This window comes from Pseudomonas sp. FSL R10-0056, assembly GCF_009600105.1.
Taxonomy (GTDB): domain Bacteria; phylum Pseudomonadota; class Gammaproteobacteria; order Pseudomonadales; family Pseudomonadaceae; genus Aquipseudomonas; species Aquipseudomonas bubulae.
This window is the reverse complement of sequence record NZ_WIWL01000171.1, coordinates 39196-57059: the sequence shown is the minus strand read 5'-3', so window position 1 is coordinate 57059 and position 17864 is coordinate 39196. Positions and strand designations below refer to the sequence as shown.

Sequence of the window (17864 nt, the reverse complement as noted above, 5' to 3'; positions counted from 1 at the left end):
AGCTTGCTCGCGATTGGATCGCCGAGGTGTGACTGATACACCGCGTCGCTGCCATCGCGAGCAAGCCCGCTCCCACAGGGGGTTACAGACTCACGCCAGCTTGGCGTTCAATGCCACCGGCTTGGGTTTGCGAAACACCAGCACGTTACCCAGCATCACCAGCACCAACCCGGCCAACGCCGGGGGGGTCCACTGGTAGCCTTCGGCAAAGGCCGACACATTCAGCGCCACCAGCGGGAACAACACCGTGCAATAGGCCGCGCGCTCCGGCCCCATGCGCCCGACCAGGGTCAGGTACGCGGTAAAGCCGATCACCGAGCCCGGTATCACCAGGTACAACAGCGAACCGATATAGCGCGTGTTCCATTCCATTTCGAACGGGATACCCCTTAGCGCGCAGTACACCGCCAGCATGCTGGCACCATACAGCATGCCCCAGGCATTGGTGGTCAGCGGCTTGAGCCCGGCTTTCTGTTGCAGGCTGGACAGCATGTTGCCCGCCGAAAAACACAGGGTGCCGATCAACGCCAGCCCCAGTCCGAGGGCAATATGCGGTGTGGCGGCATGCCCGCTCAATTCCGGCCAGAACAACAGGCCCAGCCCGAGCATGCCCAGGGCACCGCCGGCGATCACGTTGCGGGCGATTTTCTGCTTGAAGAAAATCCGCGCATTCAGCGCATTCCACAATGTGGCGGTAGAAAACACCACCGCGATCAGGCCTGTGGTCACCCACTGGCTGGCGGTCAAGAAACACATGAAGTTGACACAGAACAGGCACAACCCCTGGGCCAGGCAAATCAGATGCCCGCGCCTGTTCATCACCTGCAACTTGCGGCTGAGCAACAGCACGGCAAACAGCACCAACGCCGCCAGACCAAAGCGGTAAACGATGGACACCGGTATCGCCACCACCCCCAATTGCAATTTCAGGGCGATCCAGGTGGTGCCCCAGATCAAGACAGTCATTACATATAAAAACAGGTTCATGGCGCACTCCAGACAATGGCCTTCAGTCTGGGCCCGCTGCCTGGGCCGCACTTGCAGATTCTTGCGCTTTTGTGGGGTCGGGGCTGGCAGCCGCAGTGCGACGGAGTAGGATGCGAGCATGCCCGCATTCGATACCCTGCAAGTCTTCCAGTCCATGAACAGCTCGCCCAATGCCCGTCTGGTGCACAGTGCCGAGCTGGGTGAGGGCATGGCCGCTGCTGTGTGGACCAACCACCACGATGCCCGTGAGTATGAAGCACCGACGCACCACACCTTGTCGTGCTATATCTCCGGCGGCACCGGTACTTTCAGACGCGAGCAACCGGGCGCCAAGGGCTCACCGGGCAAGCTCTGCGTGCTGCCCGCCGATCATCAATCGGCGTGGGTGATCAATGGCGAAATACGCCTGGCCCATGTGTATGTCAGCCAGGAGCAATTAGCCCTGGGCTGCATCGCCCTGCTCGACCGCGAACCCCGGGAGATGCAATTGCGGGAACTGACCTTTCAGGATGACGAACAGCAAACCCGCCGCTTTCATCAACTGATCCAGACCAACTGGGACGAGCCCGCCGAACGCCTGCTCACCAGCAGCCTGGCCAGCGCCCTGCTCGACCATGCCGTACTGACCCAGGTGGGGCTGCGTGACGGGCTGCAACTCAAGGGCGGGCTGGCGGCCTATCAGCGCCGCCAACTGGTGGAATACATCGAGCACCGGCTGGCCGAACCGCTGAACATCGGCCAGTTGGCAGCGCAGTGCGCGCTATCGCCTTACCACTTTGCCCGCATGTTCCGCGAAAGCTTTGGCGTACCGCCCCATCAATACCTGCTGGCCCGCCGCCTGGCCCGCGCCCGCGACCTGCTGCGCAACAGCACACTGGCGTTGGGCCATGTTGCACTGGCCTGTGGCTTCGCCAGCGCCAGCCACTTCGCCAACCGCTTCAAGCAAAGCCTGGGCGGCACGCCGGGGGAGTTTCGGGCGGTGTTCAGGTAACCCTGGCGGCCTTAGAACTCCAGAGTGCTGGAAAATGTGAGTTGCCGGGCATCGCCAATCGAGACGAAGGTGCGGCTGGCCGCCGAGGTGTAGTAAGTGCGGTCGAAAAGGTTTTTGACGTTGACCTGGAATTTGACCTTTTGCCCCTCAACCTTGGTGTCGTAGGTGGCAAAGGCATCGGCCACGGTGTAACCCGGCAGATCGAAGTCGTTCAGGGCATCCCCCGCCCGTTCGCCCACATAGCGCGCGCCTGCGCCAACGCGTAGCTTGTCACCGCCCACGATGCTGCCAAAGTCATAGACCGCCGACAGCGAACCGCTGTTCTTGGCCACGTTCTGCAGACGCATGCCCTGGTAGGTGGTGTCTTTGGTCACCTCGGCATCGGTATAGGCATAGCTGCCGATCAGGCTCCACTGGTCCGTCAACTGGCCGCTGACGTCCAGTTCCAGGCCCCGGGAACGAACTTCACCCGCGGCCGAATATGCGGTGACATCGTCCACCGTGGAGGACACCAGCACATTGCGCTTTTTGATGTCGTACAAGGCCAGGGTGCCAGTGATACGGCCCGGGATATCCAGCTTGGCCCCCAGTTCCCAGGATTTTGACTGCTCCGGTGCGATGGAGGAGTCCAGTACCACGCCGCCCGTCAGCGGAGCGATCGAGGAGTTGGGCTTGAACGATTCGGTGTAGCTGCCATAGAACGACAGTTCATCGGTGTAGCGGTATACCAGCCCGGCCCGCGGGATCCATTTCACCCCGTTGGTATCGGTACTGGCCTTGAACGGAATGCTTTTGCCCGCCAGTTGGTCGTACTTCTGAAAGCGTGCGCCCGCCACCAGAATCCATTGGTCGGTGAGGTGGATCGAGTCCTGGGCAAACAACGAGTCGCTGCGCAGCAGGTCGGTCTGGTTGCTGTCACTGGCGCTCACGGTGGTACCGGCGACTTCATTGCCATACACCGGGTTTTCGTAATTGAAGGTGGACTGGCTGTCCTGGCGGATCAGCTCGGCGCGATAGATTTTGCGGTACTCGTCGTCCACGCCAAACACCAGGTCATGCTGCATACCAGCGGCCTGAACCTTGCCCTGCAAGCTGAAGGTGCTGAAACGGTCGGTGGTGATGGCGCCTTTGGTGCCGTCCATTTTTCGCGTCAGGGTGCCGTCGGAGTTGACCTTGGTAACCCGAACCTGGCTGGCGTCGTAGGTTTCGCGGTTCCAGCTGTAGCCGAAATGGGCTTTCCAGTCGTCGTTGAGGTCGTGATCGACTTCAAGGCGGTACAGGTCCGAGCGCCCTTCCATATTGTTGAACGGCTCGTCCAGGCGGCGCGTGGCCGGAATGTCCAGCGGATGGTTGGTCGCCGGATTGATGGCCGTGCCACGGTCGAAGGGGGTCAGGAATTCGCGGTGTTCGTACGCCAGCAGTACTTGGGTGTTGTCGCCGTACCAGGCCAGCGACGGCGCGATCAGGGTTTCGCGATGCACACCGAAATTGCGCCAGTAATCTTCATCTTCATGGTCGATGATCATCCGGTAGGCCAGCCCCGAATCACCCAGCGGGCCGGTGCTGTCGAGGCTGCCACCGCCGCCGTTTTTACCCGAACCGTAGGTTGACCCACGCACCGTCACCGCGTTGTACTGCTCCAGCTGCGGCTTTTTGCTGACCACGTTGACGACACCACCCGGATCTTGAATCCCGTAGAGCAACGAGGCCGGCCCCTTGAGCACTTCGACCCGTTCGGTGGTAGCGTTCATCGCCCGGCCCTGCACCAGCGGCATACCGTCGCGCATGATCGAACCGTCACGGTTGTCACCAAAGCCGCGCTTCATCACCGAGTCCTGGGTACTGCCAAGCGTGTTGCCCTGGGTGATGCCGCTGACATTGTTCAGGGCATCATCCAGATTGCGCGGCGCCTGGTCGCGAATCACCTGGGCGGCAACCACATTGATGGTTTGCGGCACTTCCATGGATGAGCCCGTGCCGCGCATCACCGAAGTGGTGGCTGGTGGCTGGTAGCTGGTGTCGGTTGAGGCCAGCGAGGTAATGCTGGTGGCCCCTAGGTTCAGGGCGCCTGCGGTGGGCTGGGGTTCCAGGGCAAAAGTGTTGGCGTCGGTACGCCGCCCATTGAAGCCAGACTGCGCGAGCAACTGCTGCAAAGCCTGCCCGGCACTCATGCGTCCCTTGATCGCCGGAGCTTGCAGGCCAAAGGGGGCTTCATCGGTGTAGACCACGCTCAGGCCGGTCAGCCGGGAAAAGTCGTTGAGCGCCTGGGGCAGAGGTTTCGCCGGCTGGTTGAAATCGAACAAGGCTTCGGCCTGCTGTTGCGGCGCCTCGGCAGCCATGGCCGCATAAAGCGGGTTTAGCGCCAACCCGGCCATCACGAATGCAGAAGCTCCCAACCACTGTTTCACCGAACTTGCCCTGGACTTCATGCTCATGACCTGTGTGTTGACCTGATACGGAATACGAATTTTTCGCATTTTCAAGCACTACACGGATTGGGCCGGGGTTTACCTCACCACGCAATGAAAAAAAATCCGCGATGACGCCACAGACCGCCTGTGGGAAAACGGAGGGAGCAAACCCGCTCCCACAGGGATATGTGGAGGGCGCGTCAACGCAACACAATCAGCCCTAACACGCTGTGCTGCTCAAATCCGAGCACGCCCTGCAACGAATTGAGCACGGCTTGCGGGTCCTGGCTGGGGAAACTGCCGCTGATTTTCCTGGCACCCAACTGGCTGTTGAGCAACACAATCTGCCCCGGGTAATAACGCCTGAGATCGGCCACGACATCAGCCAGCGGGGTTTTGTAATAGCTCAACCAGCCCGAGCGCCAGCCCAGACGGCTCTGGCTGTCAACGTGATGCACGGCATCGGTAACCCCAGCGTCGTAGGCAATTTGCTGATCGGCAGTAAGAATCTGCTGAGCCGAATCCTTGCCAGCCTTGACCCCTACCCGCCCGGACAACACCGTGACTTGCGCCCCGCCCGGTTGCAGGCGCACCTCAAATTCGGTGCCCAGGACCCGCGCTTCACCGCCGTCGGCATCTACCACAAAGGGCGCGCCGGTATGGGTGACGTGAAAGAAGGCCACACCACGGCGCAATTGCACATGGCGTTCACCACCACTGAAGTTCACCGCAATGGCGCTGTCGGCATCCAGCGTGACCTGCGTTTGATCGGCCAGCACCACAGTGCGCACTTGCCCAGGCGCGCTCACATAGTCCGCGCCCAGATCGTCCACCCAGCGCGCCGGTTGCCAACCGGCAAATACACCGACCATCAGCAGCAGGCATGCAGCAATGGCCAACCCACCGGCCCAATGCCGCAGGCGACCGCGCCGGGATGTATCCATAGCCGACAGGTATCGCTGAAGGGCCAGCGACTCCTCGTCAGCCAGGGTACTGGCCGCCACTTCACTCAGCTCCCACACCACCTGCGCCTGGGCATAGGCCTCGGCATGGGCAGGGTCAGCCTGCAGCCAGCGACTGAAGGTGGCCTGATCGCCACTGTCGGGCCGGTCGTGCAGCACACTGAGCCAGTCCAACGCGGCACGCTCTTGCTCGGCTGTCACGGCAACTCTCGAATGACGGTTCACAATGCTGCCCCTGATGGCGGCTCACGCAGACTGGCCTTGCAGGCCTCCAGGGCACGCATCATGTGTTTTTCGACAGCACTTTGCGACACGCCCATGACCTTGGCGATCTCGGCATAGGTGCGACCGTGAATACGGTTGAGCAAAAAGATATGCCGTGTGCGCTCGGGCAGGCTGCGCAATGCCGCCTCGACCTGGCGCAAGTCATTTCCGGCTTCCAGAGCGGCCTGGGGCTCGCAGCTTCTGGCGTCCGGTTCAGGCTGCCAGTGATGGCTGACCCGCTCGCGCGTACCTTCGCTGCGCAAATGGTCGATGGCGATATTGCCCGCACAGCGCAGCAGATAGGTGCTCAGCTCTTCAACCTGCACCAACGGCCGCCGCCAAAACCGCAAAAACAAATCCTGCACCAGATCCGCGGCCGTAGCCCGGCAGCCCACGCGGCGGCTCACCAGCGCTTCCATCTGCGGACGTTGGCTAAGAAACACCTGCAGGAAATGCGCTCGTCCCTGGCGCGGTTCGCTGGTAGGGCCATCCTTGAGTTCGGGTGGGGTCATGGAGATCGATGCGCAGGCAAAAGGAAAGCGATACTAATGATAAATATTCTCATATGCAAAAGCAGATGACGGGCTGCGCGACCGCCCTTGATAAGTGGTGATTGCTCAATGCATAAAGCCACCCCTACAATGCGAACAATTCTTGTTCTCTAAAGCGTTATTCAGCGCAGCCGGAGTGGTCGTTGTCGCAGTCAAACATCGTCGAGGTTCTGTATCAGGACCACCACAGCTGGCTCACGGGATGGTTACGGCGCAAGCTCGGCTGCCCGCAGAATGCCGCCGACCTGGCCCAGGACACTTTCATGCGGCTGCTGACCGCCCGCGAAACCCCGCCCCCTGGCGAACCCCGGGCGTTTTTGACCGTGGTCGCCAAGCGCGTGCTGTTCAATCACTATCGCCGCCAGGATCTGGAGCGCGCCTACCTGCAGGCCCTGGCTGACCTGCCCGAACAGGTTGCCCCCAGTGAAGAAGAACGCGCAATCATTCTGCAAACCCTGATGGAGCTCGATCAATTGCTCGACGGCCTGCCTTCCCCGGTCAAACGGGCCTTTTTACTGGCTCAGGTCGATGGCCTGGGCTACGCAGAAATCGGCGCTCAACTGGGTATCTCGATTGCCACGGTCAAACGTCATTTGAGCAAGGCAGCCCTGCGTTGCTACTTCGCCCTGTGAACGGTGCCTTCAATGCACCGCCCGACATCGGCACGGCGGTGGCCGAGCAAGCAGTCAGCTGGCTGGTCGAAATGCAGGGCGGTGCGCTCAGTCCCAGGCGCCAGCAGGCCTGGGAGCAATGGTTACACGCCCATCCTGAACACCAGCGGGCGTGGGAGCATATCCAGCGCATCAACCAGCGCTTGCGCGGTTTGTCGTCGCCACTGGCCCATGCGGCCCTGAACGCGCCCAAAAGCAGCAGCCGCCGTCAGGCATTGAAGCTGTTGCTGCTTTTAGGCGCAGGCTCGGCATTGACCTGGGGCCTGCGCGAGCAGTTGCCCGTCAACCCGCTGCTGGCAGATTTCAGCACACCGGTAGGCCAGCGGCGCAACCTGCAGTTGCATGATGGCAGCCAGCTCCAGCTCAACACCGCCAGCGCGGTGGATGTGAAATTCGATGCCCAGCAACGAGTCATCCGCCTGCTCGAAGGCGAAATGCTGCTGACTGCCGCCCGGGATTCTCGCCCACTGCTGGTGCGTACCGCCCAAGGCACCGTGCAACCCCAGGCGGCGCGCCTGAATGTGCGCCAATTTGGCGACCGCACTGAAATCGCCGTGTTCGAGGGCCGGGTTGCGTTGATGCCAACGGCGCATACGGGTAGTGCATTGTGGGTTGAGCCGCACCAGCAACTGAGCTTCACCCGCCTGGCCTGGAACACCCCGCGCCCTCTGGATGCGGGGTGCGGTGCGTGGACCGACGGCATGCTGGTTGCTGCGCATATGCGCCTGGCGGATTTTCTCGTCGAACTGGGCCGCTATCGCCGGGGCCAGCTCAACTGCGACCCAAAAGTCGCCGACCTGCTGATCTCCGGCACCTACCCGGTGGACGACAGCGAACGCGTGCTGGACCTGCTTGCCGTCAGCTTGCCAGTGCGAATCAAGCGCTTTACCCGCTATTGGGTAACGGTTGAAGCGCGGGTGTAACGGCTCTGTGCAAACGGACGTGTTGTAGCAGCGAGCTTGTTGTGGGAGCGGGCTTGCTCGCGATGGCAACAACGCGGTCTGCCAGTCACACCACGGCGATCCAATCGCGAGCAAGCCCGCTCCCACAAAGGGTGTGCATTTTATTTTCAAAAAATGTGAGCCGATTTCGGATCTGGCGTGACAGAGAAGGTAAGCCACTTCGATTCTCATCCCCACAGGATCCCTCATGCCCGCTCAGCCCTTCCGCCTCACGTCCCTGGCCCGTTTGCTATTAGGTGCCAGTTTGAGTTTCAGCGTCCTGCCGATGGCATTTGCCGACGCCAAGGCTTATCACATCGCACCGTCATCGCTGGAAAACGCTCTCAACCAATTCGGACGCGAAGCCGGGGTGCTGATTTCGTTCAGCTCCGCCGCCGCCAGCGGTATTCAGAGCAAGGGTCTGGAAGGCACCTACGATCCAGAACAAGGCTTGCAGGCCCTGCTTGAAGGCACTGGCCTGCAAGCCCGCGCTGAAGGCCTGGGGGCATTCAGCCTGCAACCGGCAACCACATCGACAGCTCCGGCAAGCATTGAGCTGGGCGCTTCCAGCGTGGTGGGTGACTGGCTCGGCGACGCGGCGCAAACCGATGTGTTCGAACACCCCGGCGCCCGCGACGTGATCCGTCGCGAAGAGTTTGAACGCCAGGGCGCTACCAGCGCCCGCGAAGTGCTCAACCGCATCCCCGGCGTCAACGCTCCGGAAAACAACGGCACCGGCAGCCACGACATGGCGCTCAACTTTGGTATCCGTGGGTTAAACCCACGCCTGGCAACCCGCTCCACCGTGTTGATGGACGGCATTCCCGTGCCCTTCGCCCCGTACGGCCAACCGCAGTTGTCGTTTGCCCCCATCAGCATGGGCAACATGGACGCCGTCGACGTGGTTCGCGGTGGCGGTGCCGTGCGGTATGGCCCGCAAAACGTCGGCGGCATCGTCAACTTCGTAACCCGCGCCATTCCCGACGAACCGACTGTAAAAGTCGGCCTGCAAACCGAAACCAGCCCATCGTCCACCCAGGATGGCTTCAAGAAAACCGCCAACCTGCTGGCCGGCGGCACCGCCGACAACGGCCTCGGCGGCGCCCTGCTGTACTCCGGCGTGCGCGGCGGCGACTGGCGCCAGCATAGCGACACACGCATCGACGACCTGATCCTCAAGGGCAACTATCAGATCGACGAAGCCAACAGCCTGCACGCCATGGCCCAATACTACGATGGCGAGGCCGATATGCCCGGCGGCCTGAGCACCGCGGCCTACAAGGCTGACCCGTATCAGTCGACCCGCCCGAACGACAAGTTCTGGGGCCGTCGCACCCTGGTCAACTTTGGCTATCGCTACCAGGAAGATCGCCGTGAATTCACCGTCAACAGCTTCTTCACCAAGACCCTGCGCAGCGGCTATCTGGACCAGGGCAGCTTCCTCTCGCTGTCACCGCGGGAATATTGGGTGCGCGGGATCGAAACCCGCATAGCCCAGGGCTTTGATCTGGGCAACAGCAGCCACGAAGTGGGCGCAGGTTATCGTTATATCAACGAAGCCGGCCATGAGTTGCGCTACCGCACGCCGATTGCCGCCAATGAACTGCCCACCACCAACAGCCGCAATGACCGCGACACCCGTGGTGCCACCGAAGCCCATGCATTCTTTATCGACGACAAGATCGACATCGGCAAATGGACCTTCACTCCCGGCATTCGCTACGAAATGATTGAACAACAGCAAACCAACTTGCTGACCAACGTCAAATACAAGGGCGACTACAACACTCCGCTTCCAGCCCTGAACGTGATGTACCACGTGACCGACAGCTGGAATCTGTATGCCAATACCGAAGGCTCCTTCGGCAGCGTGCAGTACAGCCAGATGCCCAATCGCGTTACCGGCGGCGAGGTAAAACCGGAAAAAGCGCGCACCTGGGAAATTGGCACTCGCTACGACAATGGCAACCTGCGCGCGGAGATCGGCGCATTTCTGATCAACTTCAACAACCAGTACGACAGCAACCAAACCACCGACACGGTGATCGCACGGGGCAAGACCCGTCATCAGGGCATCGAGGCCAGCGTCAACTACGCGCTGGATGGCCTGAGCCCGGTACTGGCGGGGTTCGACGTATACGCCACCTATGCCTATGTTGACGCGACCATCCGCGAAGACGGGCCGAACAAAGGCAATCGTGTGCCGTTCTCCTCGAAAAACAAAGGCAGCATCGGCGTCGGCTATACCGAGGGGCCGTGGAAAGCCAACCTGGACAGCACCTTCCAAAGCAACCAGTTCGCCGACAACGCTAATACCCGCGCCGAAAGCGCTGACGGCAGCACCGGTTTGATCCCAGGCTATATGGTCTTCAACAGCCGTGTGGGCTATGATTTTGGCCACCAGCTGTCCGACCTTAACGTGGCTGTGGGAGTCAAAAATATCCTCAACCACGAGTACTACACCCGCTCGTTTGACGACAACAACAAGGGCAAATACGTGGGCGAGCCACGCACGCTCTATGTACAAACCTCTGTCGCATTTTGATTTAAATTGGCTAAAGCCCGCACACGCGGGCTTTTCCTACAGGCAAAGACTGACACCGGTCACGACTTGAAAGACTTCCTGAAAATAGTGCTTGAAATATTTGCTCATCGGCCCAAACACTGTAACTGAGCGATGACGATGAACCTTTGTACACCCAAGGCCGTCAGACCTCACACGAGCACGCTTATATAAGGGAAGAACTATGCTTACTCACGTCTTTTCCGATAAACACATCGACAGTGACAAACGCACCCAGGACTGGGTCACCGCTACTGTTGAAGTCACGCTCGAACGCCATTTGGAAGATCTGACCCGGGTCGAGGTCCATCTCAGTGATGAAAATGGCGGCAAGTCCGGTCCCAAGGACAAACGCTGCAAAATGGAGGCTCGACCTAAAGGACACCAGCCAATTCTCGTATCCCACGACGCTGATTCACTGACCCAGGCTGTGGAGGGTGCTGCTCAAAAACTGGAGCACGCTCTGGAGCACCTGTTCGGCAAGCTGCGTGGCAAACGTACAGTGACCCTCGCCCCGGAAGGGTTTGAGGCAAAAGAGCCAAAGCAGACCGCTGATGACTTGCTTGAAGAAGAGTTCCTGGAGAAAGAAAAGGAACTCGACAAGATCAGCTGATTGAACGTCAGTGAGGCACAAAAAAGGGCGGGCTTACCTTGGTAAGCCCGCCCTTTTTCATATGTAAAATCGACTTACAATTCCCCCTTCTCCACTTCCGGATGCTCGCCGGAACCGGCACCGGTCTTGCGATGAGGGTTCTCGATCTTCACCGACGGGAACTGCGAAGACGCATAGCGCACCACCAGAATGGCGAAGGCCAGCAACAGGATCGCCCCGGTCAGGTACACCACTCCCATGTCTGGCGGGTTGTGATGGGACACATTGGAAATCAGCAAGCGGGTCAGCGCCGTGATCGCCACATAAATCAGGAAGCGTACGGGCATGTGGTTGGTCTTGAAATAAATCCCGACCATTGCCCCCAGCTCGAGGTAGATAAACAGCAGCAGGATGTCATCAATCGTGATGTTGCCCTTCTCCACCATTCCCAGGAATTCCATCACCGCCGCCCAGGCAGTGACCGCGCCAATGGCAAACAATGCCAGGTAATGGAAGGTTTCGACGAACAGGTTGCCCATCGACTCGGCCAGTTCATGAACCTGGCGACGTAGCTTCTCAGCTTTGTTAACTCTCACGATGCAGCTCCTTGAATCGACTCGAACGGATCATCCGCGATGCACATGACGCTTTTAACATGCAGAAAAAAGGCCATGTGGCAGCCTGATGCTGCTCACTTAAGATGATGGCGGGCGGCAATTAGACACGTCGGGCACCCGCTGCGCCTATCAATTACAGCTAGAGTGAAAAAGCCGCTATTCAAATCCCGATGATTGGCTTATCCTTTTAGCTGTATATAAATACAGTAATCGCTAGATAATTTACGTGAAGGCATATGAGGTGGTAAATGGCCGTCGAAGTGGTATACCGCAGCAGCCGAGATCTGGAGCGTTTGTACATCGTTTTGCGGACTAGCGGACTGCCTAGATAGGCCATTGGTCGGGGTAGCTGCATCTAAAACTGTCGTAGTATCAGCAGCTTAAGTATCCAGATGGAGAAATATTGTCCTTCGAAACCAATTATCCTGCCTAGTTTTCGCTTTTGCCACCCTGCCTAGTTAGCTCGTAGGGCTTTAGCGCAACAGTTCGCAAGATTCATCGGCCAGCATTTGATTTGAACAAATGCTTTCTCATACACGCTGGACAGACAGACGACGAGGCCAAAATGGCAGTTGAGACTCTTTATCGCAGTACCCGAGACCTGGAGACTACTTTTGTGGATCGCAAACTCGCTGATGCGCATGATCAAATGCTTGAGCTGGCGGAGCTGCTGACGGACACACTGATGAAGCATGTACCGGGGCTATCTGAGAAACACGCAGAGGATGTGAGCATCTACATGGCTAAAAATCGCTCAGTGTTTGCAGCAGCTTTCAAAAACAATGTGGGCGCTTTGAGCGAGCTTTCTGAAGCCACTGGTACTGAAGGATGAAATAGGTCAGAGCCTTCGAACGTGATTGACCGTTTAGTAAGCGTTTGGAGCTTATGCAAACTAAGCTCCAGCGTAATGGGAATGTTTGGAATATTTTTAAAATTACAACCCCCTCGGGAGTGTTTGGTCGCTTATCGCTTCAGCCAATAACGGTCGACTGTGGCGCGACTGACACCCAGTCTACGAACGATCTCCATTTTTGCTAATCCTTCGGTTTGCAAAGTCTGGATGGCCAAACGATTATCTTCTGCCCGCTTTCCACGTACCCCGCGGCTCGCACCATGATTGATAACACTACTCAGCAGGCCAGCTCCGACAAGTCGGTTTAAATCACGTTCTTGCTGATGCCGATAGGCTTCAAGGTCGATACCAACCATGCGCGCCTCCACAGCCATAAGCACAAGGCTGAGGGAGATGCCTAGGCATTCGCATAAAGAATAGAGTTTGAGAACAGAAATGGCCAGGCGTCCTTGTTCGACCTTGGCAAGATGATCTCGATTTAGGACTTGTGCACAGCCCTCTCGACTGAGCCCAGCAGCAACCCGGACTTCCCTTATGACCTGCCCCAAAGCCTCCAAATAATCCATCTCTCTTCCGTGTACTCACAAAAGAGAGAATAAAGCCATGCTTTGACGCATCACATCGTGGGGGTATAAAATGCATATATAGCGCGTAAGCTTGGAATCCTCATCCTTCCAGGAACGTTCTACAAATCCTCAAACACTCACAACGCAGTCGAGATGAGTCCTGCGATACCGAATATTTTTCCACTGTGAGTGTACGAGCGGCACGGACTGAATCGGGAATGGGTTGGCAATTGATATACATACTTGACCCTGCAGAACGTAAAGTTTTCACTAGGACACACTGTGAACTAGAGGGGGTGGGATTTCTTATCACCATTACCTCAGCCCAGACAGAGATGAGTGATCGCGCTGCGATGGTCAGCTGTGCGTATGAACTTCAGTACTATATGAATGCTGCTCCTGACGTTGTCATCAGTCACGTGCAGATGCTGTGCCCACCAGCCCTGACCCGTTCCGGCAGATGGAGTTTGGAGGACCTGGACCAAATTATTTGCTTCCAAGGCATAGCAACTCAAGAAAGTGCTGTTGTATATCGCACCTCTCGCGGTGTTTACAAAATGGGAGAGCTGGACCTTCGCAAAAAAAAGACATCACAGGTGTGGTTCTCGAAAAAGCGCTTGGAAAATCACCGCCCTAGGATATCAGTGCCGGCTCCCAAATCAGCCAGTCACCAGATGTACGCTCCCCTCTACCTGAGGCGCAAGTCGACGATCAGACCCAAGTTCGCTTAAGTCTCGTGGCTCCTTACCGAGGAGCTTTCTGATGTCAGATTTCAAACGTGCCGCCGAAGCTCTGTCGGATGCCCGCGAAATTGTCGTATGTTGGCGCCGATTGAAAACTGACCCAATGGGTCAGTTTTCGGTCAGCGGCAACAGATTAGGTTGGATTTTACTTTCCTGGAGGCGCCTATTGTCTAGTCGCGGACTCGACAGTGGTTGTTATGGCGGCCTCCTCCCGCCAGTCAAAGTTTGTTGTTAGAAGAGGATTTTCTCCTACTTTGGTTAACGCTTTATGTGGTATCCACGATAGCAAAAGGGTCAAAATAAGGCCCAAGGATGGGCTGATGTTAGACACTTTTTTGTTTGAAAAAGGATTGGTTATCTGGTTCGCACCGCACGCCACTGGTCTTCCTCTAGATGATTCGCAGATGCAGTGACATCGGGTATGCGGAAGAAGGCCCCCGATAGGTAGAGCACCTAATTATAAAGCTCAGCAGCTTAGCGTATGTTTAGGATGTCAATGTTTTATTATTAACAGAAGCCATTTATCATTCTGGAAATATCGATATTCAGGATATTCGAATTTCTTGACTTCGGATATGCCTAAGAGTGAATCTTCATTCGCTGTTATCCGTAAACAGGCTGAACAGGCGAAAAACTATAAGGATTTTGTCTTTGGGTAATTAGTCGGAATAGGCGGCAATTTAATATCAATGACTAATTTTCGAAAACGCTCTATTGACGAGTTTGATATTATAAGCAAGGCTTTTGAGAGGCTGGTAAACAACGTGCCCCGTAATCATAAAAATTTAGAAATGCAGCGCAAAGCCAAGGTAGAATTCACGTTGTCCGCCGTAGACGACGAGACTGGTAGGTCTCGATCCCTCATAGCTCGATCAAATACTAAATATTATTAAGTGAGGGATATAGTTTTAAAAAATGGAAAAAGAAAATTGCCTCAACGTGGTGAGGCTGCCAAAAAAATTGAAGAGATAAAACAAGAAAACATTGATCTTAAGAAGCGCTTTGAGTTAGCACTTGAGTCTCACGCCCAGATGCTGTTCGAGAGAACAAGAGCTGAGCGGGAGGCCGGGAAGTGGCTGAAGGCTTACAGGTCTTTACAAGACCAACAACAAGGCGGCAGTAAGATTTTCTCTGCAGTATTCGACAAGTAATTGCCCTATGGCGGCGCCATTTCGATGATGTCAATCTCAAAGTAGTAAATCTGCGGAGCGCCACTTGGGAGCATGAATTTGGCGACATATTAAAATTTAAGGCTTTCCTGACTGCTCTGCTAAAAACACCCTCCTGAACGAACACTTTTAATAGTCTGAATTTGAGCGCTTTATATTGCTACCAAAGATTTTGAACGGGGCATTATTTGAAGGCATCAAATATTATTCGCACGTTCATTATTTTTAATAATGTAAATCTAGCGTTTTTCTAGAACATATCCCACGCCTCTAAGTGTGTGAATTAACTTACTCTCAAAAGGGTCGTCCATCTTGGCTCTAAGTCTTCTTATGGAAACCTCAACGACATTAGTGTCGCAGTCAAAATTCATATCCCACACTTGGGATATGATTTGTGTGCGGCTCAGAACAATGCCCGTATTCCGCATTAGATAGTGCAGCAGAGCAAACTCCTTTGTTGTTAAGTCTATACGCTGACCATCTCTGAACGCTCTGTGGCGGCTTTGATCCAACTCAAGGTCAGCTACGCGAATGATTTCTACAGATGCAGCACTATCCGACCTACGCATCAATGCGCGAACTCGAGCAAGCAATTCGGGGAATTCGAAGGGTTTAATTAGGTAGTCATCAGCTCCATTCTCCAAACCTCTGACTTTATCGATTAGTCGGCTGCGGGCAGTGAGCATCATAATACGCGAAGAGCAATCTTTCCGTCGTAATAGTTCTAGAACTTGCCAGCCATCCATCTCTGGAAGATTGATATCTAGAATAATGAGTTCGTACATGTGCTGCTTGGCCAGAAATAGCCCGTCAGAGCCGGTATGTACGCAATCCACTACATATCCGCACTCAGTGAGGCCCTGGCGTACATATTCAGCAGTTTTTACTTCATCCTCAATTACCAGAATTCGCATTGGATTTTGTCTCGATATTACTCAGCAGTTTTAACCACGCAAGTGCGCAGTCATCATTGGGGGGAATGGTAAATCAAAACTAACTGTCCGTGGCTTAAATAACGGACTTGTAATTGTTAAGCAATACGCTTGATAACCTCGCAGTTTAATGTGTCGCCATCTGGGTTTGTCAATTGCGGACCCTCCCCCATTAGGTGAATTTACCTTATGAAATATTGGGTTGTTCTATTTGTCGTGGTCGCTCTGTTCCGTTCAGATGATGGGGTCGACTCTCACGTTGAGGACGTGGGCCACTGGTGCAGCCATGAACTCCATCGGGATGCCATGCACATCCTTGAACAGGTATTGGAATTTTAGTAAAAAAAAACGCCCCGAAGGGCGTAAAATATTCACCTTTTACCAAAGGAGCATTTAAGCAACTCAAGGTGAATTCGTTGAACTAGCGATTTGCTTTTCAGAAGTTTCGGCTGGAGGAGTAGCAGAGCAACGCAATAGCTTATAGTACCGAAAGTGGGTATTCAACGATCAGGCGCACTTCATCCAAATCCGATTCGAAAGCAGTTGCTCGTGTATTTGCTTGGCGCAATCTCAAAGAAAGGTCTTTGGCAGCTCCTGTTTGCACTACGTATTTAACCTCAATGTCACGCTCCCAACGTTTTTGATTGGTGAGCGGATTGCCATTGTCATCGGTACGCATGTAAAACTGATTGGCATTAGAGTAGTCCGCGCCAGAGCCTTTGGCATAGCGAGTCATGAACGAAAGGCCTGGAATACCGTAGTCGGTCATGTTTAGGTCGTAGCGCAGCATCCAAGAGCGTTCTTTTGGCGAGTTGAAATCGCTGTACTGAATTGAGTTGTCGACGAATATCGAGTCTGATTGACGTAAATAGTCGAAATCGTCATCGCCATTGTTACGCTGATGCGACAGTGCGAGGGTGTGTGCACCATACCTGACGCCGAGCTTGGCGCTCCAGATATTATTATCGAACTCACCCAAACGCTTCTTGCCTTCGTCAACAGCTTTATAGTAATTAAAGCCGCTGATCAGGGTCAAATCATTGCTAAGCGGGTAGGAGACGCTTGTCCCGGCGTAGTATTGATTCCATACATCTTTTAGCTGGCTGGCATAGAGACTTACAGTAACACTGTCGTTGACCTTGTAATCGCCGCCACCGTAACCGATCCAAGGCGAGTTGACTGGGCCGCCATAGAAGGTCACGAAGTTATCGTTCAGGTCGCTGGATACTGGTTGGCTCATCGCGTGTAGTCTGCCACCCTGCAGGGTGAGGCCTTGCATGCTGGTGTTTTCAACCGTTACACCGCGGAAGCTTTCTGGCAGTAGACGTGCGTCTCCTGATGCAACGACTGGTGTCGCTGGGAAGACATCACCCAATTTCACTACGGTATCGAACAGGCGGACTTTGGCAGCCCCCCCAACCTTCGTGTATTCATCACGGGCCTGGCCCTTTCCATCAACTGGCAACACATCGAAGGAGCTTCGGCCGCCGTTACGGCCATCGCCTGTATCGAGCTTGAGGCCGATCATAGCGAAGGCATCTAAACCAAAGCCGACGGTGCCTTGGGTGAAGCCCGAGTTGAATTTAGAAATTATCGCATGCGCCCAAGCTTCAGAATATCCGTTGGTGTTTCCCTTGCCGCTATTGAACGTTGGCGCAGAAGAGCTGCGATTATCACGATTGAAATAGAAGTTTCGGTTTAAAACAGTGAGGCTGCTACCGTCAATAAAACCTTCTGATGACTTATCTTCCGCGTTTGCTATAGCTGTATAGCTTATGGAAAAAGCAGAAGCTGCCAACACACACAACGGTACTTTAATTTTCATTTGATGCCCCTTTGATTACGGCAGCTTTTATTTTGATTTACCGACACGGCTATATTTTTTTTGTGGCCCGGCCGGGCACCTGCGTAGGACCTGACATGATAGTTGCAGATCAAAGATAACGGATTGGTGATAGAAAAATTACAATTTGGTAATCTAATTGTTATCTGTCGTATTTAAGGACGTTTTGTAGCTGCGGACTGATTTACTCAATAGCTTGTCCCGCGCG

At 55.5% G+C, this 17864-nt stretch carries 16 protein-coding genes; 8 read left to right on the top strand and 8 right to left on the bottom strand.

Going from position 1 to position 17864, the window contains the following annotated elements; all coding sequences use genetic code 11:
• Positions 1-90 precede the first annotated feature (90 nt).
• Positions 91-987 carry a DMT family transporter gene (locus GHO42_RS10295; RefSeq protein ID WP_095018257.1) on the bottom strand — a complete coding sequence of 299 codons (897 nt, stop codon included), beginning with the start codon at positions 985-987 and terminating at the stop codon, positions 91-93.
• A gap of 118 nt (positions 988-1105) precedes the next feature.
• Here GHO42_RS10295 and GHO42_RS10290 point away from each other — a divergent pair, with 118 nt between their 5' ends.
• Complete coding sequence (locus tag GHO42_RS10290; protein WP_095018219.1) at positions 1106-1978, top strand: helix-turn-helix domain-containing protein; 873 nt, start codon at positions 1106-1108, stop codon at positions 1976-1978.
• 11 nt (positions 1979-1989) lie between these two features.
• Here GHO42_RS10290 and GHO42_RS10285 read toward each other — a convergent pair whose 3' ends face one another.
• The 3 genes from GHO42_RS10285 to GHO42_RS10275 form a co-directional block, all read right to left on the bottom strand.
• Positions 1990-4407, bottom strand: a complete 2418-nt coding sequence (locus tag GHO42_RS10285) for a TonB-dependent receptor (protein ID WP_153326500.1) — start codon at positions 4405-4407, stop codon at positions 1990-1992.
• Between the two features lie 182 nt (positions 4408-4589).
• On the bottom strand, positions 4590-5576 hold the full coding sequence (locus GHO42_RS10280; protein WP_371926136.1) for a FecR domain-containing protein: 987 nt from the start codon (positions 5574-5576) through the stop codon (positions 4590-4592).
• Positions 5573-6127 (bottom strand): RNA polymerase sigma factor, encoded by a 555-nt coding sequence (locus GHO42_RS10275; RefSeq protein ID WP_095024916.1) that lies wholly within the window; start codon positions 6125-6127, stop codon positions 5573-5575. The genes GHO42_RS10280 and GHO42_RS10275 overlap by 4 nt, the downstream gene beginning before the upstream one ends.
• 182 nt (positions 6128-6309) lie before the next feature.
• Between GHO42_RS10275 and GHO42_RS10270 the strand changes: the two genes are divergently transcribed.
• The 4 genes from GHO42_RS10270 to GHO42_RS10255 all read left to right on the top strand — a co-directional run bounded on the left by GHO42_RS10270 (position 6310) and on the right by GHO42_RS10255 (position 10954).
• Positions 6310-6798 carry a sigma-70 family RNA polymerase sigma factor gene (locus GHO42_RS10270; protein WP_153326461.1) on the top strand — a complete coding sequence of 163 codons (489 nt, stop codon included), beginning with the start codon at positions 6310-6312 and terminating at the stop codon, positions 6796-6798.
• Positions 6795-7760, top strand: a complete 966-nt coding sequence (locus GHO42_RS10265) for a FecR domain-containing protein (protein ID WP_178126935.1) — start codon at positions 6795-6797, stop codon at positions 7758-7760. The genes GHO42_RS10270 and GHO42_RS10265 overlap by 4 nt, the downstream gene beginning before the upstream one ends.
• A 226-nt stretch (positions 7761-7986) precedes the next feature.
• The gene (gene fecA / locus GHO42_RS10260; RefSeq protein ID WP_130871993.1) at positions 7987-10323 is read left to right on the top strand and encodes a TonB-dependent Fe(3+) dicitrate receptor FecA; all 2337 of its coding nucleotides are present in this window, start codon (positions 7987-7989) and stop codon (positions 10321-10323) included.
• A 202-nt stretch (positions 10324-10525) separates the two neighbouring features.
• Entirely contained in the window at positions 10526-10954 is a 429-nt protein-coding gene (locus GHO42_RS10255; RefSeq protein WP_095001183.1) for an HPF/RaiA family ribosome-associated protein, read from the top strand.
• A 74-nt stretch (positions 10955-11028) separates the two neighbouring features.
• Here GHO42_RS10255 and GHO42_RS10250 read toward each other — a convergent pair whose 3' ends face one another.
• Positions 11029-11529, bottom strand: coding sequence for a phosphate-starvation-inducible protein PsiE (locus GHO42_RS10250; RefSeq protein WP_016781843.1), 501 nt, complete (start codon positions 11527-11529; stop codon positions 11029-11031).
• Positions 11530-12115: 586 nt separating this feature from the next.
• On the opposite strand from GHO42_RS10250, the gene GHO42_RS10245 reads away from it, so the two are divergent.
• Positions 12116-12382, top strand: a complete 267-nt coding sequence (locus tag GHO42_RS10245; protein ID WP_026136726.1) for a YebG family protein — start codon at positions 12116-12118, stop codon at positions 12380-12382.
• A gap of 131 nt (positions 12383-12513) precedes the next feature.
• Here the strand turns inward: GHO42_RS10245 and GHO42_RS10240 are convergent, their stop codons facing one another.
• Complete coding sequence (locus tag GHO42_RS10240; RefSeq protein WP_017736196.1) at positions 12514-12969, bottom strand: helix-turn-helix domain-containing protein; 456 nt, start codon at positions 12967-12969, stop codon at positions 12514-12516.
• Positions 12970-13304: 335 nt separating this feature from the next.
• Between GHO42_RS10240 and GHO42_RS26070 the strand changes: the two genes are divergently transcribed.
• Positions 13305-13700 (top strand): hypothetical protein, encoded by a 396-nt coding sequence (locus GHO42_RS26070; protein WP_233099368.1) that lies wholly within the window; start codon positions 13305-13307, stop codon positions 13698-13700.
• 941 nt (positions 13701-14641) lie between these two features.
• Positions 14642-14863 carry a hypothetical protein gene (locus GHO42_RS10235; protein WP_153326457.1) on the top strand — a complete coding sequence of 74 codons (222 nt, stop codon included), beginning with the start codon at positions 14642-14644 and terminating at the stop codon, positions 14861-14863.
• Between the two features lie 257 nt (positions 14864-15120).
• Here GHO42_RS10235 and GHO42_RS10230 read toward each other — a convergent pair whose 3' ends face one another.
• Together GHO42_RS10230 and GHO42_RS10225 are read right to left on the bottom strand one after the other, a co-directional pair.
• Positions 15121-15795, bottom strand: a complete 675-nt coding sequence (locus GHO42_RS10230) for a heavy metal response regulator transcription factor (RefSeq protein WP_017736199.1) — start codon at positions 15793-15795, stop codon at positions 15121-15123.
• Between the two features lie 496 nt (positions 15796-16291).
• The gene (locus GHO42_RS10225) at positions 16292-17638 is read right to left on the bottom strand and encodes an OprD family porin (RefSeq protein ID WP_026136728.1); all 1347 of its coding nucleotides are present in this window, start codon (positions 17636-17638) and stop codon (positions 16292-16294) included.
• Between the last annotated feature and the right edge of the window lie 226 nt (positions 17639-17864).

Bases quoted from the DNA above. Each gene is read 5' to 3' on its own strand.
- GHO42_RS10230 (WP_017736199.1), bottom strand. From the start codon at position 15,795: ATGCGAATTCTGGTAATTGAGGATGAAGTAAAAACTGCTGAATATGTA.
- GHO42_RS10225 (WP_026136728.1), bottom strand. From the start codon at position 17,638: ATGAAAATTAAAGTACCGTTGTGTGTGTTGGCAGCTTCTGCTTTTTCC.
- GHO42_RS10295 (WP_095018257.1), bottom strand. From the start codon at position 987: ATGAACCTGTTTTTATATGTAATGACTGTCTTGATCTGGGGCACCACC.
- GHO42_RS10245 (WP_026136726.1), top strand. From the start codon at position 12,116: ATGGCAGTTGAGACTCTTTATCGCAGTACCCGAGACCTGGAGACTACT.
- GHO42_RS10290 (WP_095018219.1), top strand. From the start codon at position 1,106: ATGCCCGCATTCGATACCCTGCAAGTCTTCCAGTCCATGAACAGCTCG.
- fecA (WP_130871993.1), top strand. From the start codon at position 7,987: ATGCCCGCTCAGCCCTTCCGCCTCACGTCCCTGGCCCGTTTGCTATTA.
- GHO42_RS10285 (WP_153326500.1), bottom strand. From the start codon at position 4,407: ATGAAGTCCAGGGCAAGTTCGGTGAAACAGTGGTTGGGAGCTTCTGCA.
- GHO42_RS10275 (WP_095024916.1), bottom strand. From the start codon at position 6,127: ATGACCCCACCCGAACTCAAGGATGGCCCTACCAGCGAACCGCGCCAG.
- GHO42_RS26070 (WP_233099368.1), top strand. From the start codon at position 13,305: ATGAGTGATCGCGCTGCGATGGTCAGCTGTGCGTATGAACTTCAGTAC.
- GHO42_RS10240 (WP_017736196.1), bottom strand. From the start codon at position 12,969: ATGGATTATTTGGAGGCTTTGGGGCAGGTCATAAGGGAAGTCCGGGTT.
- GHO42_RS10255 (WP_095001183.1), top strand. From the start codon at position 10,526: ATGCTTACTCACGTCTTTTCCGATAAACACATCGACAGTGACAAACGC.